The organism is Microbacterium hydrocarbonoxydans (assembly GCF_900105205.1).
GTDB classification, from domain to species: Bacteria; Actinomycetota; Actinomycetes; order Actinomycetales; family Microbacteriaceae; genus Microbacterium; species Microbacterium hydrocarbonoxydans.
Map to the genome: position 1 here is coordinate 1,846,030 of NZ_FNSQ01000005.1, position 16,076 is coordinate 1,862,105.

General features: G+C 68.6%; 14 protein-coding genes. 8 read left to right on the top strand and 6 right to left on the bottom strand.

Annotated features, from left to right (window positions below; translation table 11 throughout):
* Positions 1-2: 2 nt before the first annotated feature.
* Together BLW44_RS09255 and BLW44_RS09260 are read left to right on the top strand one after the other, a co-directional pair.
* On the top strand, positions 3-2,978 hold the full coding sequence (locus BLW44_RS09255) for a bifunctional [glutamine synthetase] adenylyltransferase/[glutamine synthetase]-adenylyl-L-tyrosine phosphorylase (protein ID WP_060928177.1): 2,976 nt from the start codon (positions 3-5) through the stop codon (positions 2,976-2,978).
* Positions 2,979-3,037: 59 nt separating this feature from the next.
* Entirely contained in the window at positions 3,038-3,955 is a 918-nt protein-coding gene (locus BLW44_RS09260) for a diacylglycerol/lipid kinase family protein (protein ID WP_060928176.1), read from the top strand.
* Here the strand turns inward: BLW44_RS09260 and BLW44_RS09265 are convergent.
* A complete protein-coding gene (locus BLW44_RS09265) occupies positions 3,942-5,096 on the bottom strand; it encodes an AI-2E family transporter (RefSeq protein WP_074731731.1) in 1,155 nt (384 codons plus the stop codon). The genes BLW44_RS09260 and BLW44_RS09265 overlap by 14 nt on opposite strands.
* 128 nt (positions 5,097-5,224) lie before the next feature.
* On the opposite strand from BLW44_RS09265, the gene BLW44_RS09270 reads away from it, so the two are divergent.
* The 3 genes from BLW44_RS09270 (at position 5,225) to BLW44_RS09280 (ending at position 6,665) form a co-directional block, all read left to right on the top strand.
* Positions 5,225-5,722, top strand: coding sequence for a GNAT family N-acetyltransferase (locus BLW44_RS09270; RefSeq protein WP_060928175.1), 498 nt, complete (start codon positions 5,225-5,227; stop codon positions 5,720-5,722).
* A gap of 64 nt (positions 5,723-5,786) precedes the next feature.
* Positions 5,787-6,281, top strand: a complete 495-nt coding sequence (locus tag BLW44_RS18010) for a hypothetical protein (RefSeq protein ID WP_060928174.1) — start codon at positions 5,787-5,789, stop codon at positions 6,279-6,281.
* Positions 6,282-6,350: 69 nt separating this feature from the next.
* A complete protein-coding gene (locus tag BLW44_RS09280; protein ID WP_060928173.1) occupies positions 6,351-6,665 on the top strand; it encodes a hypothetical protein in 315 nt (104 codons plus the stop codon).
* Positions 6,666-6,726: 61 nt separating this feature from the next.
* Here the strand turns inward: BLW44_RS09280 and glnA are convergent, their stop codons facing one another.
* Complete coding sequence (gene glnA / locus BLW44_RS09285) at positions 6,727-8,151, bottom strand: type I glutamate--ammonia ligase (RefSeq protein WP_060928172.1); 1,425 nt, start codon at positions 8,149-8,151, stop codon at positions 6,727-6,729.
* Positions 8,152-8,311: 160 nt separating this feature from the next.
* On the opposite strand from glnA, the gene BLW44_RS09290 reads away from it, so the two are divergent.
* Entirely contained in the window at positions 8,312-8,698 is a 387-nt protein-coding gene (locus BLW44_RS09290) for an RDD family protein (RefSeq protein WP_139305336.1), read from the top strand.
* A 5-nt stretch (positions 8,699-8,703) separates the two neighbouring features.
* Here the strand turns inward: BLW44_RS09290 and BLW44_RS09295 are convergent, their stop codons facing one another.
* Positions 8,704-9,183: an ATP-dependent zinc protease family protein gene (locus BLW44_RS09295; protein WP_060928170.1), complete on the bottom strand. Its 480-nt coding sequence runs from the start codon at positions 9,181-9,183 to the stop codon at positions 8,704-8,706.
* Positions 9,184-9,209: 26 nt separating this feature from the next.
* Between BLW44_RS09295 and BLW44_RS09300 the strand changes: the two genes are divergently transcribed.
* Positions 9,210-10,397 (top strand): RimK family alpha-L-glutamate ligase, encoded by a 1,188-nt coding sequence (locus tag BLW44_RS09300; protein ID WP_060928169.1) that lies wholly within the window; start codon positions 9,210-9,212, stop codon positions 10,395-10,397.
* A gap of 63 nt (positions 10,398-10,460) precedes the next feature.
* Here BLW44_RS09300 and BLW44_RS09305 read toward each other — a convergent pair whose 3' ends face one another.
* Complete coding sequence (locus BLW44_RS09305; RefSeq protein ID WP_060928181.1) at positions 10,461-11,171, bottom strand: DUF4191 family protein; 711 nt, start codon at positions 11,169-11,171, stop codon at positions 10,461-10,463.
* A gap of 163 nt (positions 11,172-11,334) precedes the next feature.
* On the opposite strand from BLW44_RS09305, the gene BLW44_RS18245 reads away from it, so the two are divergent.
* Positions 11,335-12,831 carry a hypothetical protein gene (locus BLW44_RS18245; RefSeq protein ID WP_060928168.1) on the top strand — a complete coding sequence of 499 codons (1,497 nt, stop codon included), beginning with the start codon at positions 11,335-11,337 and terminating at the stop codon, positions 12,829-12,831.
* A gap of 8 nt (positions 12,832-12,839) precedes the next feature.
* Here BLW44_RS18245 and sucB read toward each other — a convergent pair whose 3' ends face one another.
* A complete protein-coding gene (sucB, locus tag BLW44_RS09315; RefSeq protein WP_060928167.1) occupies positions 12,840-14,633 on the bottom strand; it encodes a 2-oxoglutarate dehydrogenase, E2 component, dihydrolipoamide succinyltransferase in 1,794 nt (597 codons plus the stop codon).
* 67 nt (positions 14,634-14,700) lie between these two features.
* Positions 14,701-16,074 (bottom strand): dihydrolipoyl dehydrogenase, encoded by a 1,374-nt coding sequence (lpdA, locus tag BLW44_RS09320; protein ID WP_060928166.1) that lies wholly within the window; start codon positions 16,072-16,074, stop codon positions 14,701-14,703.
* Positions 16,075-16,076: the final 2 nt, after the last annotated feature.

Below are 16,076 nucleotides of genomic sequence, written 5' to 3' on the forward strand. Positions count from 1 at the left end.
GCATGGCCCGTTCGGACGATTCCGTCTCACTCTCCGCGCTGGCCAGGCTGGGTTTCGCCGAGCTCAGTGAGGCGGCAGAGAACCTCACGGAACTCGCGACGCTGATCGGCGTCGAGCGCTCGCTCCTGCTGGGCGAGGCCGACGCCGCCGATCCGGACGCGGCCGTCGAGGGGATGCTGCGCGTGGCGCGACGCGACCCTGCGCCTCTTGCCACGCTGTTCGGCGATGCGCGAGCGCGCAGACGAGCCTGGCGGGTGTTCGGCGCGTCCCACGGCTTCGCGGACTTCTTCCTGCGGCATCCGGATCAGATCTCCGTGCTCGGTGACGCGTCGGCGGACCTCCCGTCCGCCGACGAACTGCGTCGTCGCATGCTCGACGCCGTCGGGGCCGTCGACGGCTTCGCGGAGTCGGGCGATGACGCCGCGGTCGTGACCCTGCGCGTGGCGTATCGCCGCAACCTCGCCGAGATCGCAGCGATCGACCTGACCGCGCACAACCCGGTGCGCATCGTGGGCGATGTCGCCGCGGCCCTCGCCGACATCGCCGGCGCCGCGCTCGAGGCGGCGCTCGCGATCGCCCGCCGACGCCTCACCGACACCGTGAGCCGCGACCAGGTCGCCGCCACGCAGCTCGCCGTGATCGGGATGGGCAAGGCGGGAGCCCGAGAGCTGAACTACGTCAGCGACGTCGACGTCATCTTCGTCGGCGGCACGATCGACGAAGAGGTCGTCTCGGAGGCGCGGGCGATCGACATCGCCACGCGTCTCGCCAGGGAGACGATGCGCGCGCTGAGCGGGATCGAGGTCGAGCCGCCGCTGTGGGAGGTCGATGCGGCGCTCCGACCGGAGGGCAAGCAGGGAGCGCTGGTGCGGTCCCTCGGCTCCCATCTCGCGTACTACGACCGGTGGGCGAAGAGCTGGGAGTTCCAGGCACTGCTCAAGGCGCGTCCGCTCGCCGGTGATCCGGAGCTCGGGGCGGCCTACATCGCAGCGCTCCAGCCGAAGGTCTTCTCGAGCGCCGCGAGGGAGAACTTCGTCGACAGCGTGCAGCGGATGCGCGAACGCGTCATGGAGCACATCGACCCCGAGGATGCGCCGTACCAGATCAAGCTCGGATCCGGTGGGCTGCGCGACATCGAGTTCACCGTCCAGCTCCTGCAGCTCGTGCACGGCCTGACGGATGCACGGCTGCGCACGCGCGGCACTCTGGAGAGCCTGGATGCGCTGGTCGAGGGCGGTTACATCGGGCGGGCCGAGGCGGCATCCTTCGCCGACGACTACTGCGTCCTGCGGCTGATGGAGCACCGCCTGCAGCTCACGGATCTCAGCCGCACCCACCTGATGCCCCGCACACCCGCAGGGCTCCGCGTGCTGGCCCGCAGCACGGGGCTCGGCGACTCGGGGGAGGCAATCTGGGCTCGCTGGGAGAGCGTGCGGCGCGAGGTGCGCGACATCCACACGCGGCTGTTCTACCGCCCGCTGCTCAGCGCGGTGGCCTCGCTCCCCGAGGAGGAGCGGACGCTGTCGACCGAGCAGGCGCACGACAGGCTGATGGCGATCGGGTTCCGCGACCCCGCCGGCGCCCTCCGTCACATCGGGGCGCTCACGACGGGACTCAGCCGCAAGGCGACCATCCAGCGGCACCTCATGCCCGTGATGGTCCGCTGGTTCGCCGACGGCAGCGACCCCGACTACGCGCTGATCGCCTTCCGACGCATCAGCGAGAGGCTCGGCGACACGCCCTGGTTCCTGCGGATGCTGCGCGACTCCTCCGGTGCAGCGGAGAGTCTGACCCGACTGCTGTCGTCATCGCGGTACGTGGGGGAGCTGATGGAGTGGATCCCGGAGTCCGTCGCCTGGCTCGACAGCAGCGAGCTGCTGCGCCCCCGCAGCGGTGCAGCGCTCGACGAGGAGGCGAGGGCGATCCAGACCCGCCACCGCAGTGTGGGCGGTGCACTGCAGGCGGTGCGCGCGCTGCGGCGTCGTGAGCTGCTGCGCACCGCGATGGGCGGCGTGCTCGACGTGCTCTCGATCGAGCAGATCGCCACGTCCCTCACCGAGATCACGGATGCGACGATCCAGTCGGCTCTGCGCGCCGTGCGGCGCGAGATCGTCCCCGCCGAGGACGACGCCCTCGACTTCGCAGTGATCGGCATGGGGCGCTTCGGTGGCGCGGAGCTCGGCTTCGGGTCCGACGCCGACATCCTCTACGTGTACGACGCCAACGGAGTCGACCCGCAGCGCGCGCAGTCTCTCGCCAGCAAGATCGTCGCAGGGCTCCGGGAGCACCTCACCGATCACCGGGTGCCGCTCGACCTCGACGCCGATCTGCGTCCCGAGGGCCGCAACGGCCCTGTGGTCCGCTCGATCGACGCCTACGCCGAGTACTACCGCCGCTGGTCCCTCTCCTGGGAGGCGCAGGCGCTGCTGCGGGCCCGAGGAGTGGCCGGCAGCACGACTCTCATCGAGAAGTTCACCCGGCTCGCCGACAGCATCCGCTACCCGGCCGAGATCGACCTCCAAGGCACGCGCGAGATCAAGCGGATCAAGGCGAGGGTCGAGGGCGAACGCCTTCCGCAGGGTGTCGATCCGCGGCGGCATCTGAAGCTCGGGCCAGGGACACTGAGCGACGTCGAGTGGCTGGTGCAGCTGCTGCAGCTCCAGCACGCCCACGAGGTGCCGGAGCTGCGGACGACGTCGACGCTCACGGCACTCGACGCCGCGGTCACGGCGGGCTTCGTGCCGTCGGAGTCGGCCGACCTGCTGCGCGAGGCCTGGCTGCTGTCGAGCAGACTGCGATCCGCGATCACCCTGTTCACCGGCAAGACCAGTGACGTCCTGCCGACCGACCCCCGCGACCTGGACGCGATCGGGCGACTGCTCGGCTATCCGGACCGCTCGGCGAGCGTCCTCGACGACGACTATCTCGGAGTGACCCGACGGGCACGCCGAGCATTCGAACAGCTCTTCTACGGCTAGACCCCCGGGCGCTGGCGCGCCGTTTTGCGTTTTCTGCGGTCGTCGCCCAGGCTGAGCGCATGACGATCTCGAAGCTCGGTGTGATCTGGAACCCCTCCAAACTCGATGGGGCGGCGCTGCGTGATGCCGTGGCCGAGGTCTTCCCTGCGACGGAGTCCGAGTGGTGGGAGACCAGCATCGAGGACCCGGGGCGTGGAATGGCCGCGCTCGCTGTCGAGGAGGGATGCGACGTCGTGATCGCCGTCGGTGGCGACGGCACCGTGCGCGCAGTGGCCGAGTCTCTGGCCGGCACCGATTCCGCGCTCGGGATCGTGCCGCAGGGCACCGGCAACCTGCTCGCGCGGAACCTCGAGATCCCCCTGAACGACATCCCCGCCGCGCTGGTTCGGGTGCGCGACGGCAAGCCGCAGCGGATCGACATGGGCTGGGTCGACCACGACGGCACCGAGCATGCGTTCGTAGTGATGGTCGGCTTCGGCATCGACGCGCAGATGCTGGTGGAGACCGACGAAGACCTGAAGAACCGGGCGGGATGGATCGCATACGTCGAGGCGATGGGACGTGCTCTCGCCGGCACCGAGATGACCGACATCACCCTCACGCTCGACGACCAGGAGCCGCAGGGTCTTCGCGGTCACACCATGCTGATCGGCAACTGCGGCATGCTCCAGGGCGGCATCCGTCTCCTGCCGGATGCGGTGCTCGACGACGGACTGCTCGACATGCTGCTCGTGAGTGCGGAGGGCCCCCTCCAGTGGCTCGACACCGTCCGTGCCTTCGTCTGGGAGAACGGCATCCGCCGAATGATGGGCAATGTCGACACCGCCGTGAGCACCGAATCGACGACGCACGTCTCCGCTGAACGTGTGCGCGTCGAGCTGGCGTCGCCGCAGATGTTCGAGATCGACGGTGAAGAGGTCGGACACGTCTCCGACTTCACCGTGCGGGTTCAGCCCGGAGCGCTCACCGTTCGCTGAGGGTTCCCGGCGGCACGACCTTGCTGTCCTGCGTGGGGAAGACGACCTTCTGCACGATGATGATGATGCTGGCGGCGACGGGGATCGCGACGAGCGCGCCGAGGATGCCGCCCAGTGCACCGCCGGCCACCGCGGCGATGACCACGAGAGCACCGGGAACGGCGACGGCCTTGTTCATGATCCGCGGCGACAGCACGTATGCCTCGATCTGCATGTAGACGAGGTAGTAGCCGAACGTGATCAGCGCGGTAACCGGGCTCACGATCAGGCAGATGAGCGAGTTGATGATCGATGCGCTCAGCGTGCCGACCAGCGGGATCATCGACCCGATGAAGGCGATCAGTGCGAGCAGAGCGGGCACGGGCGCGCCGATGATGCTCAGCACGATCAGGCTCAGGATGCCGTTGACCAGCGCGAGACTCGCCTGACCCATGACGTAGCGGCCGACGGCTCCGGAGACGTCTTCGAGCAGTCCGCTGAACGTGTCCCGCTGGTAGTAGGGGACGAACCTCGTCGCGACCCGCTTCATGCTGCGCAGCGAGGCCATGAAGTACAGGGTCAGGATGAGCACGATCGTCACCCCGGTGAATCCGCCCGCGATGCCGGCGCCCACCGCCAGGAACCCGCCGCTGATGTTGAGGATGTTGCCCGGGTCCTGGACGAAGGTCAGCACGCCCTGCGCCGCATCGTCGAAGGAGTCGCCGAACTGCGCGCTCACGTCCTTGAACCAGGCGCTGGCCATGAAGTCCTTGACCATCTGCGGACCGTCCTCGATCAGGTTCCCGATCTGCTCGACGAGGATCGGGACGATCGCCAGGATGATCCCCGCGAAGGCGAGGATCACGACCAGGACCACGATGGCGACCGCCGCAGGGCGGGGGAGTCGTCGTTCGATGAACGAGACGATCGGGTCGAGGCCGAGGGCTAGGAAGAGCGCGACCCCGATGTAGACCAGGACGGTCGCCAGCTGATTGACGATGCCGCCCAGCATCAGGGCGACGAGCACGCCGAGCGCGCCGAGCAGGCCGAAGGTGAAGGGGTTGATGCGTGCGATCGCGGCCGCCGCCGTCTTCGGCTGTGCCGGCGGCGTCTCGGAGGTGTGCACCCTCTTCGACTGCGGCTTCTCGAGTTTGCGGCGCATGGTGGACTCCCACTGGATCAGGTCGGACCCCTCAGTTGACCAGTCGTGCAGGGCGAAAGCAAGCGCGACACGGCTGCCCCCTCGCCGATCGCTGCGCCGATGTCGCCGGCTCGTGCGATCCTTCGTCGATGGACACTCTCACGCTCCGTCGCTGGGCACGTGACGACCTCGACCTGCTCCGTGCGGCGAACACCCCCGAGATGACGACGCATCTGAACGGAGGCGAGGACGAGGCTCAGCTCGAGGAGCGCAACGCCCGGTACCTGCGGCTCTGGGAGGCAGGGGAGGCCCGGATGTTCGTGATCGAAGACGAGGGTGAGCGTGTCGGCTCGATCGGGTTCTGGCACACGGAGTGGCGGGCTGAGCCCGCTCTCGAAGCGGGATGGTTCGTCCTGCCAGGATCCCAGGGAAAGGGAGTCGCATCGCGAGCTCTCGGGCTGCTCGTGGACGATGCGCGAGCGCATCGCGACGGTCGCCGGTTCCTGACAGCGTTCCCGTCAGTCACGAATCCGGGATCGAACGGCGTGTGTCGCCGTCGTGGCTTCGAGCTGGTCGGCACCGTCACCGGGGTGTTCCGCGGCGCCGATCTGACGATGAACGAATGGATCCTCGATCTCACGCGGTGAGCGTCTGTCGCGGTGTCCCGAGCGGCAGACGCTGTTCGATCATTCGCCGCCATACGATGTGCACATGACCATCTCGAACCGCGCCGTGCTGGCGCTGGCAGCGAGCCTTCTCGCCGCGGGTGCCCTGCTGACCGCGTGCGCGCCGGAACTCACGCCGGCTGACCCGACGCCCACCTCGCCCAGCCCGTCGCCGACTTCGACGACGACCTCCAGCCCGGAGCCTGCGCCGTCTGCGACGGCGCCCTCGGGTGCGCAGCCGTACGCGCCGTTCACGGCTGCGGAACTCACCCAGATCTGCATCGATGCCACCCGCAGCACCTTCGCGGATGACATCGAGTTCGAGAGTGTCGATGTGCGCATCGAGGAGCGGACCGTCGAGCCTCGCTGGCTCGTGCTCGTGCCCGCTCGTACTGGCGGCATCGACGCGGAAGCACAATGCACCGTCGGGGGCACCCCGTCGGAACCGGTGATCGAGATGTCATCGGGATCGATCGAGCGGCTGTCTGAGGAGCAGATCCAGAACCTCATCGACGGCGAGAACGAGGGCGGCACGGAGTAGCCCATTCCTCGAATAGAACAGATGTTCGATTCTTGGTACCCTGGACGCAGGCCGGGGAAAGGGTGCCGGATGGGGTCGAGCAAGCGGTTGGCTCCGTACTACGACAGGCAGGCGCAGCACGGAGCGGTTCTCGCTGCGGCGAGGTCCGGGCCTCTGCAGTCGCTGACGGATCGCGAGCTGGCGTTGCGCGACACGCCCGTGACGGTCTATCCGCACGCGGCCCAGAGACGGGTGCGCGTGTGGGTGCGCTTCGGCCCTGAGCCGATCCGCGTGGACGCCAAGGTGGTGCGCTCCACGCCCCTTGCGGCAGGGATCGAGTTCAGAGTGGGCGAGCAGACCTTCCGGTGCTGGGTCTGGTCCAACGCCGTCTCCGCTGCGGAGTGATCGAATGACGAAGAGCCCGCCACGGTTGACCGTGACGGGCTCTTCGTATCGACCGGGTGCGTCAGACGCCGAAGTACAGCTCGTACTCGAACGGGTGCGGGCGCTGCGCCATCGGCAGGATCTCGTTCTCGTACTTGTACGAGATCCAGGTCTCGATGAGCTCCTCGGTGAACACGCCGCCCTCGAGGAGGAACTGGTGGTCGGCCTTCAGTGCCTCGAGCGAGTCCAGCAGGGAGTTCGGGACCTGCGGGATGTTCTTGGCCTCCTCGGGCGGGAGCTCGTAGAGGTCCTTGTCGACGGGCTCGTGCGGCTCGATGCGGTTCTTGATGCCGTCGAGGCCGGCCATGAGCTGCGCGGCGAACGCGAGGTACGGGTTGCCCGAGGCATCCGGCGCGCGGAACTCGATGCGCTTGGCCTTCGGGTTCGAGCCCGTGATCGGGATGCGGATGGCGGCCGAGCGGTTTCCGGCCGAGTAGACCAGGTTGACCGGTGCCTCGAAGCCCTTGACCAGACGGTGGTAGCTGTTCAGGGTCGGGTTCGTGAAGGCGAGGACCGCGGGAGCGTGCGCGAGCAGGCCGCCGATGTACCAGCGGGCGATGTCGCTGAGCTGGCCGTAGCCGGCCTCATCGTAGAACAGCGGCTTGCCGTCGTTCCAGAGCGACTGGTGCGTGTGCATGCCAGAGCCGTTGTCGCCGTAGAGCGGCTTCGGCATGAAGGTGGCGACCTTGCCCCACTCTTCGGCGGTGTTCTTGACGATGTACTTGAACTTCAGGATGTCGTCCGCCGAGTGCACCATGGTGTCGAAGCGGTAGTTGATCTCCTGCTGGCCGGCCGTGCCGACCTCGTGGTGCGAGCGCTCGAGGATGAACCCGGCGTCGATCAGCTTCAGGGTGATGTCGTCGCGCAGGTCAGCGGTCTTGTCGACCGGGCTGACGGGGAAGTAGCCGCCCTTGTACGGGGTCTTGTTGGCGAGGTTCCCGCCCTCTTCCTCACGACCGGTGTTCCACGCGGCCTCTTCGGAGTCGACCTTGTAGAAGCTCTCACCAGAGGTGACGGAGTAGCGGACGTCGTCGAAGATGTAGAACTCGGCCTCGGGGGCGAAGACGGCGGTGTCGGCGATGCCGGTCGAGGCGAGGTACTTCTCGGCCTTCTTGGCGACCTGACGCGGGTCCTTCGAGTAGATCTCGCCGGTGCGCGGGTTGTAGATGTCGAACACCATGACGAGGGTGCTCGCCTCGCGGAAGGGGTCGACGTAGGCCGTGGTCACGTCCGGGATGAGCTGCATGTCGGATTCGTGGATGCTCGCGAAGCCGCGGATCGAGGAGCCGTCGAACAGCTGGCCGTTGACGAAGAAGTCCTCGTCGACCGTGGAGGCGGGGATGTTGAAGTGCTGCTGGACACCAGGGAGATCAGTGAATCGGATGTCAAGGAACTTGACGTCGTTCTCCTTGATGTAGCTCAGCACCTCGGACGAATCTTTGAACATGTACGACTCCTGGATTGCGGATCGATGGCTTCACGGCCATTGTGCACAGTACGTGCGGGGCGTTACCCCACGGTATCCGCTTTGTTTCGGGCATGTTACGCGCCGGTAGGCTGGACGGGTGACGGATGCTGTGAACACGTACCCCGGAGAGCGCCTCGGAATGCCGGAGGCGGGACCGGGCAGCATCGCTCGCCCCGGACGCCGGATCGGCGCTCTGCTCATCGACTACGTCGCCGCGACCATCATCGCCACGGGTTTCCTCGGGTACGACCAGTTCGCCCTGCCGTCGGAGGCAGGACTGACGATGTTCGCGCCGATGGCGGTCTTCGCCCTGCTGCAGATCCTCTTCATCCCGACCGCCGGCGGCAGCCCTGGACACCGCGTCCTCGGGATGCGCGTGATCCGCCTCGACGGCGGATGGGTCGGACTGTGGCGACCGATCGTGCGCACTCTGCTCATCATCGTGGTGATCCCCGCAGTGATCTGGGATGCCGACCAACGAGGACTCCACGACAAGGCCGTCGGCCTTGCGCTGATCCGCGCCTGACCGATTCAGTCCTTGCCGCGGTTGCGGCGTCTGGCCTCTCGGGGAGCGCGGCCGCCGACGAACGATCGCGCAGGATCGATGACGTACCCCTGGCGCAGCGCCTCGCGGCCGATCAGCATCCGGAAGCCCATCTCGTCGCGGTTGCTCAGCGTGACCTCTGCGAGCACCTCGCGGTCATGCAGGCGGATGAGCATCTCGACCACGAGGCGCTCCTGGGCGTGGCCGGAGGAGCTGCGCACCGCGCGGCGATCGTGGACGGGGGATTCGACGACCACGGTGTCGGACTGGCTGTCCTGCCAGGGCTTCACCTTGAACCGCACCCACGACACGCCGTCGCGCTCGAACTCGTGGATCTCGAACGCGTGCAGTGAGGACGTGCGCGCGCCGGTGTCGATCTTGGCTTTGATCCAGTCGACGCCGAGATCGGGCAGGCTCACCCATTCTCGCCACCCGATAAGAGTGTTTGAATGGGTTGACTTACTCACCCGACCATCCTGGCAGGAAATCCCCCGTGAAGATCGCAGTGCTCTCCCGTGCGCCGCAGGCGTACTCCACCCAACGACTGCGTGCTGCCGCGCTCCAGCGCGGTCACACCGTCAAGGTGCTGAACACCCTGCGCTTCGCGATCGACCTCACCGCCGACGAACCCGATCTCCACTACCGGGGCCGTCAGCTCAGCGACTACGACGCGATCCTGCCCCGCATCGGCAACTCGATCACCTACTTCGGCACGGCTGTGGTGCGCCAGTTCGAGCAGATGGACGTATACACGCCCAACACGGCGAACGGGATCTCCAGCGCTCGAGACAAGCTGCGGGCGAACCAGATCCTCTCCCGGCACAACATCGCGATGCCGCCGACCGCCTTCGTCCGCAATCGCGCCGACGTGCGGCCGGCGATCGAACGCGTGGGTGGCGCGCCGGTCGTCATCAAGCTCCTCGAGGGCACCCAGGGCATCGGCGTGATCCTCGCGCCCCAGGTGAAGGTCGCCGAGGCCATCATCGAGACCCTGCACTCGACGAAGCAGAACGTGCTGATCCAGAAGTTCATCTCCGAGAGCAGGGGACGCGACATCCGCGCCCTGGTCGTGGGCGACCGCGTGGTCGCCGCGATGCGGCGGTCTGCGGCCGGCGACGAGTTCCGCTCCAACGTGCACCGCGGCGGTTCGGTCGAGGCCGTCGAGCTCGACCCGGTCTACGAGCGCGCTGCGGTCCGTTCCGCGCAGGTCATGGGCCTCCGCGTCGCCGGTGTCGACATGCTCGAGGGGGATGAGGGCCCGTTGGTCATGGAGGTCAACTCCTCGCCGGGGCTGCAGGGCATCGAGATGGCGACCAAGCTCGACGTCGCCGGCGCCATCATCGACTACATCGCCGGCCAGGTCGCCTTCCCCGAGATCGACGTCCGCCAGCGTCTGACGGTGTCGACCGGATACGGCGTGGCCGAGCTGATGGTGCACGGCGCGGTCGACCTGGTCGGCAAGACGCTCGGCGAAGCCGGACTCTGGGAGCGGGACATCACCGTGCTGACGCTGCATCGCGGCGTCTCCGTGATCCCGAACCCGCGCAAGCACGTCGTGCTCGAGGCCGAGGACCGACTGTTCTGCTTCGGCAAGCTCGACGAGATGCGCTCGATGGTGCCGGAGCGCCGTCGCCGCCGCGCGAAGGTCCGCCGACTCCCTCGCCAGCCGCTGTCCGAGTGAACGACGAAGCGCGGCCGCCCTCCGAAGAGGTGCGGCCGCGCTTCTGCGTCTGCAGACGTCAGATCACCGGGGGCGCTGCGCCCTGACCTTCGTCGGGTCGATGCCCTTCGGGATCGGCAGCGAGGAGATGGACTGCGACACCGACTCGATGCGACGGATGACGGCACCCATGGTGGCCTTGTCGATCACCTTCGGCAGCTTCTTGATCGTCTTCGCGAGGTCGGCGATCGCCACGTCGTCGTCGCCGTGGCCCACGTAGAGGACGGTGACCGGCACACCATGGGCGACCCGGGCCGCCTTGCTGCGCTCATCGTTCACGAGACGGGTCAGACGGCCACGCGATCCTTCGCCCACGACGACGACGCCACCGCGTCCGACGGTGCGGTACACGGCATCCTGCGTCTTGGGGTTGATGCCCACCGGGGTCTCGGACCCCTGCCAGTTGCGGCCGAGGCTCGTGGAGAGGACATGGCCGGTGGCGCCGGGCATCCCGTCGATCTTCTGGTACATCGCCGAGGTCGACAGTCGCGTCATCAGGAACATCGCCCCGAGCACGCCGAGCATCAGTCCCGAGATGCCCCACAGGATGAGCGTCCAGACCTGGAACGGCTGGATGAGGTAGCCGACGATGAGTCCGACGAGCACGCCGACCACGAGAAGTGCGATCTGAGCCCACGGAAGCCATGGGTAGATCTCCCTCGTGAAGGTGAAGAGGGACTTGATCTGGGAGAAGAATCCCGGACGCTTCTCGGGCGCGGACGAACGGTTTGCCATGTGCATAAGAATACCGACTCACGGCGCCGGACATGTCGTCGTTCGCGTCAGGCGGATTCACGCGACGACGCACTGCCTCTGCACGATGCGCCGCCCCGTGTCGATCTGTCCACATCGCCCTGATCCGCCACCGTGACCGGCGTCGGTGCGGTGTCATGGCCGGATGGCGACGAGCGATTCACGTGCAGAGGGTGCAGCGTCGGTACTCGGTGCGCACCGGGTCATCAGGCGGCTCGGGGCCGACGAGGGACCGTATGCCGGGGCCCTCGTGACCAGTGGGGCTTCCGTTGCGATCCTGGTGGCCGCTGAGACGATCAGCGGCTGGTCGGGATGGGAGCACGCCGGAGATGACCACGTTGCCGGCCCCGTCGACGTCGTGCGTCGTGCGGACGGGCACGACGTTCTCCTGCCGTGGTGCACGGAGCAGATCTCGGTGTTCCTCGGTCGACGGGCCGCAGCCGGGGTGGGGCTGGGCGACGGCGAGGTCACGACGCTCGTCGCGAGCGTCCTTCGAGGGCTCGCGGAGCTCAACCGTACCGAGCATCGGGAGGCCGGCAGGTGGTGGCTGACCGATGACGGCCGACCGATGTTCGTGATCGGGGCGGGAGCGGATGCGGTGGCAGGAGCGGTGGAGATCCTCGACCTGGTCAGGGAGGACTCCCGGGATCGTGCGCTGATCCGCGTGCTGACGCCGATCGGTGAAGGCCTGCACCGCGGCGGCGAGCGGCCGGTCATCCCTCTGCACCAACTGGAGAGATGGGAGGGGGAGCTGCTCGAGTTCGCGGCACCGCGACCGCTGCAGCGAGACGACTTCACGCCCGAGCGTGCTCGGAAGGGTGACCTGGTGCGGAGGGCGGTCGCGGAGACGGCAGCCCACCCGACGGGCGGACGCCGTGAGCCGAATCGGCGCGGGCGGGCCCGGATGCGGACCCGGGTGCGGGCGAGGAGCTCGGCGAAGGGTGTCGTCGACGCGACCCTGCGGGTCATCGGCGAGCGGGGCCGATCGCTGAGGGACCGATTGCGCCCCACACAGGACCGATCGCGGTCGCGGCAGGGGCGCACGCCGGTCAGACCGCGGCCCAGGTCGGCGTCGCACGGCCGGGACCGGCCCGCCGACTCCGTGAAGGCACCTCGCCTGAGGCGCTACATCATCGCCGTGGCGGCGGCGGCGGTCGTACTCGGTGCAGGGATGCTCTGGCCCGGAGGCGGCTCGGACGAGCCAGCGGGGGCGAAGGAGGCGAGGACCCCTGTGCCCGAGGCACGGCACGGGGCGGGTGATCGAGCCGGCGACAGCTCGGACACAAGGCCTACGCCCACCCCTTCGGCGACGACGATCGACGACGCAGCCGAGCCGATCGCTGCGGCGCAGGCGCTGCTGGTGGAGATCGACGGGTGTGCGGAGGCCGGCGATCCGGTCTGCGCGGATGCCGTGGCCGAGGGCTCGACCGGGATCGTCGAGCTTCTGGCGGCACAGGACTCCGGGGAATCGCGCACACTCGCTCCGGTCGACGAGTACGGCGATGTCGCCGTCATCCGTCTCACGACGGAGACGACCGAGGATCCGGTGGCGTCGGAGCGGCAGCACATGGTCGTGCTTGTGCGGATGGCAGAGAAATGGCTGATCCGCGACGCCTACGACGTCGCGGATCAGCCAGAGTGATGCGGTGGTCAGGCTCCGAGCTGGGCGGCGAACTGCGCCGACTCGAGTCGTGCCTTCACGGCGCCCAGGAACCGGGCGGCGTCTGCACCGTCGATGATGCGGTGGTCGTACGACAGTGCGAGGTAGACGTACGAACGGACTGCGATCGCGTCCGCGCCACCCACCTTGACCAGACCGGGGCGCTTGACCACGGTGCCGGTGCCGAGGATCGCCGACTGCGGCAGGAACACGACGGGCGTGTCGAACAGCGCGCCACGCGATCCCGTGTTGGTCAGCGTGAATGTGCCGCCGGCCAGCTCGTCGGGCTTCAGCTTGTTGTCGCGGGTGCGTGCGGCGAGATCGGCGATCTCGTGCGCGATCTCCGCGATGTTCTTCGACGCCGCGTCACGCAGCACCGGCGTGAGCAGGCCGCGCTCGGTGTCGACCGCGATCGAGACGTTCTCGGATGCCGGGTAGACGATCTGCTCGCCGTCGACCGTGGCGTTCACGATCGGGAAGGCGCGCAGCGCCTCGGCGGCAGCCAGTGCGAAGAACGGCAGGAACGAGAGCTTGTCGCCGGTCTTCTCGAGGAACGACGCCTTCACGCTGTCGCGGTACTCGGCCAGAGCGGTGACATCGACTTCGACGACGGTGGTGAGCTGAGCGGTCTGCTGCATGGACTCGACCGCGCGCTTGGCGAGCACCTTGCGCAGTCGCGACATGGGCTGGGTCGTGCCGCGCAGCGGCGAGACCTCGAGCGGGGCAGGAGCCGGAGCTGCTGCGGCGGCGGGTGCCGATGCCGCGGACTCGGCGGCCTTGAGGACGTCCTCCTTGCGGATGCGCCCTCCGACGCCGGTGCCCGTGACGCTGGCCAGGTCGACGCCCTGCTGCGAGGCCAGACGACGCACGAGCGGGGTGACGTAGAGGTTGTCGCTCTCGGTCGGCAGGTTGAGCTTCGGAGCCGGGGCGGACGCCTCGGATGCCGGAGCGGATGCCGCGGCGGGAGCAGGCTCGGACGGCGCGGCCGCAGGCGCGGGTGCCACCGGGGCGGCCGCATCCTGAGCGGCGGGAGCCTGAGCGACGGGGGCCTCGGCCGCAGGGGCTGCGGGTGCCTCAGCCGGCGATGCAGGGGTCTCGGTGGGAGCGGCCTCTGCGGCCGGAGCCTGCGCAGCAGGTGCTGCGGCGGGCGCGGCACCCGAACCGACACGGGCGAGCACGGCGCCGACGGCGACCGTCTCGTCTTCACCGGCGACGATCTCCTGCAGCACACCGGCCACAGGCGAGGGGATCTCGGTGTCGACCTTGTCGGTGGAGATCTCCAGCAGAGCCTCATCGACCTCGACGGAGTCGCCGACCTGCTTCAGCCACCGGGTGACGGTGCCCTCGGTCACGCTCTCGCCGAGTTCGGGGAGGACGATGTCGGTGGCGTCGCCGGACGCGGCGGGCGCGGGCTCCGCGGGGGCCTCAGCGGGTGCAGCGGGAGCTTCGGCCGGCGCTGCGGCTGCCTCGGCCTGAGCAGGCTCGGGAGCCTGCTCCTCGGCCGGAGCGGCGGCTGCAGGGGCATCCTGCGCGGGAGCTGCAGAGCTGCCGTCGCCGATACGCGCGAGCAGCGCGCCGACCTCGACGGTCTCATCCTCGGCGACGAGGATCTCCTCGATCACACCGGTGACGGGGGAGGGGATCTCGGTGTCGACCTTGTCGGTCGAGATCTCGAGCAGGCCCTCATCCGCCTGCACGGTGTCTCCCACCTGCTTGAGCCAGCGGGTGACCGTACCCTCTGTGACGCTCTCGCCGAGAGCGGGGAGGACGACGGATGTGCTCATGACTGAGTCTCCTTCAGGAAGTTGTTTGACGCTTGTCTAGCTTAGTGACCTGCGCACCGGTTGGTGCTCACAGGGCGTGGAGTGGCTTTCCCGCGAGAGCGAGGAATGCTTCGCCCAGCGCCTCGCTCTGGGTCGGGTGCGCGTGGATCAGCGGCGCGATGTCCTCGGGGTGGGCCTCCCACGCGACGGCCAACTGGCCCTCGGTGATCAGCTCGCCCACGCGGTCGCCCAGCAGGTGCACGCCGACGACGGGGCCGTCCTTGAGGCGCACGACCTTGACCAGACCGGCGGTGCCGATGATCTCGCTCTTGCCGTTGCCCGCGAGGTTGTACTCGTACGACACCACGCCGTCGGCGCCATGCTCGGCGACGGCGGCCTCCTCGGTGACGCCGACCGAGGCGACCTCGGGGCTGGAGTAGGTGACCTTCGGGATTTGCACGTCGGGGATGTTCGCGGGGGAGAGCCCCGCGATCCGCTCGGCGACGGCGATGCCCTGCTGGAACCCGCGGTGCGCGAGCTGGAGCCCTGGCGTGATGTCTCCGACCGCCCACACACCGGGGACGCCGGTGCGCAGGTCCTGGTCGACCGTGACGAACCCGCGGTCCAGGGTCACCCCGGCATCCTCGAAGCCGAGGTCCGCGGTGACGGGGCCCCGGCCCACGGCGACCAGCAGGTAGTCGGCGGTGAACTCCTTGCCGTCCTCGAGCGTGACGGTCACGGAGCTGTCATCCTGGGTCGCCGTCTGGAAGCGCACGCCGAGGGAGTACTGGATGCCGCGGCGGCGGAAGGCGCGTTCGAGGCCCTTGCTCATCGCGATGTCCTCGTTGGGCACGAGGTGAGGCAGCGCCTCGATGATCGTGACCTCGGTGCCGAAGGAGCGCCAGACGCTGGCGAACTCGACGCCGATGACGCCGCCGCCGAGGATCAGGACGCGCTCGGGGATGACATCGAGCTCCAGCGCCTGCTCGCTTGTGAGGACACGGCCGCCGATCTCGAGGCCTGGAAGCGTGCGGCTGTACGAGCCGGTGGCGAGGACGACGTCGGCGCCGACGTACACGTCATCGCCCACGCTGACCGAGCGGTCGGCGTTGAGGCGGCCGGTGCCGGCGACGGTCGTGATGCCGCGCGCCTTCACGAGTCCTTCGAGTCCCTTGTACTTCTTCGCGACGATCCCCTCGCGGTACGCGCGGACTCCGGCGGGGTCGATGCCGTCGAGCGTGGCGGAGATGCCGACGTGCGCGGCATCGCGGACGTGCTCGGCCACCTCGGCCGCATGCAGCAGGGCCTTGGTGGGGATGCAGCCGCGGTGGAGGCAGGTGCCGCCGACCTTGTCCTTCTCGATCAGGGCGACGGACTTGCCGAGCTCGCTGGCGCGCAGCGCGGCGGCGTACCCGCCGCTGCCGCCGCCCAGGACGACGATGTCGAAGGTGTGCGTGGTCATGG

What these genes read in the sequence shown, in the direction of transcription:
- BLW44_RS09255 (WP_060928177.1), top strand. Translation starts at nt 3, where the DNA reads ATGGCCCGTTCGGACGATTCCGTCTCACTCTCCGCGCTGGCCAGGCTG.
- BLW44_RS09260 (WP_060928176.1), top strand. Translation starts at nt 3,038, where the DNA reads ATGACGATCTCGAAGCTCGGTGTGATCTGGAACCCCTCCAAACTCGAT.
- BLW44_RS09265 (WP_074731731.1), bottom strand. Translation starts at nt 5,096, where the DNA reads ATGCGCCGCAAACTCGAGAAGCCGCAGTCGAAGAGGGTGCACACCTCC.
- BLW44_RS09270 (WP_060928175.1), top strand. Translation starts at nt 5,225, where the DNA reads ATGGACACTCTCACGCTCCGTCGCTGGGCACGTGACGACCTCGACCTG.
- BLW44_RS18010 (WP_060928174.1), top strand. Translation starts at nt 5,787, where the DNA reads ATGACCATCTCGAACCGCGCCGTGCTGGCGCTGGCAGCGAGCCTTCTC.
- BLW44_RS09280 (WP_060928173.1), top strand. Translation starts at nt 6,351, where the DNA reads ATGGGGTCGAGCAAGCGGTTGGCTCCGTACTACGACAGGCAGGCGCAG.
- glnA (WP_060928172.1), bottom strand. Translation starts at nt 8,151, where the DNA reads ATGTTCAAAGATTCGTCCGAGGTGCTGAGCTACATCAAGGAGAACGAC.
- BLW44_RS09290 (WP_139305336.1), top strand. Translation starts at nt 8,312, where the DNA reads ATGCCGGAGGCGGGACCGGGCAGCATCGCTCGCCCCGGACGCCGGATC.
- BLW44_RS09305 (WP_060928181.1), bottom strand. Translation starts at nt 11,171, where the DNA reads ATGGCAAACCGTTCGTCCGCGCCCGAGAAGCGTCCGGGATTCTTCTCC.
- BLW44_RS18245 (WP_060928168.1), top strand. Translation starts at nt 11,335, where the DNA reads ATGGCGACGAGCGATTCACGTGCAGAGGGTGCAGCGTCGGTACTCGGT.
- sucB (WP_060928167.1), bottom strand. Translation starts at nt 14,633, where the DNA reads ATGAGCACATCCGTCGTCCTCCCCGCTCTCGGCGAGAGCGTCACAGAG.
- lpdA (WP_060928166.1), bottom strand. Translation starts at nt 16,074, where the DNA reads ATGACCACGCACACCTTCGACATCGTCGTCCTGGGCGGCGGCAGCGGC.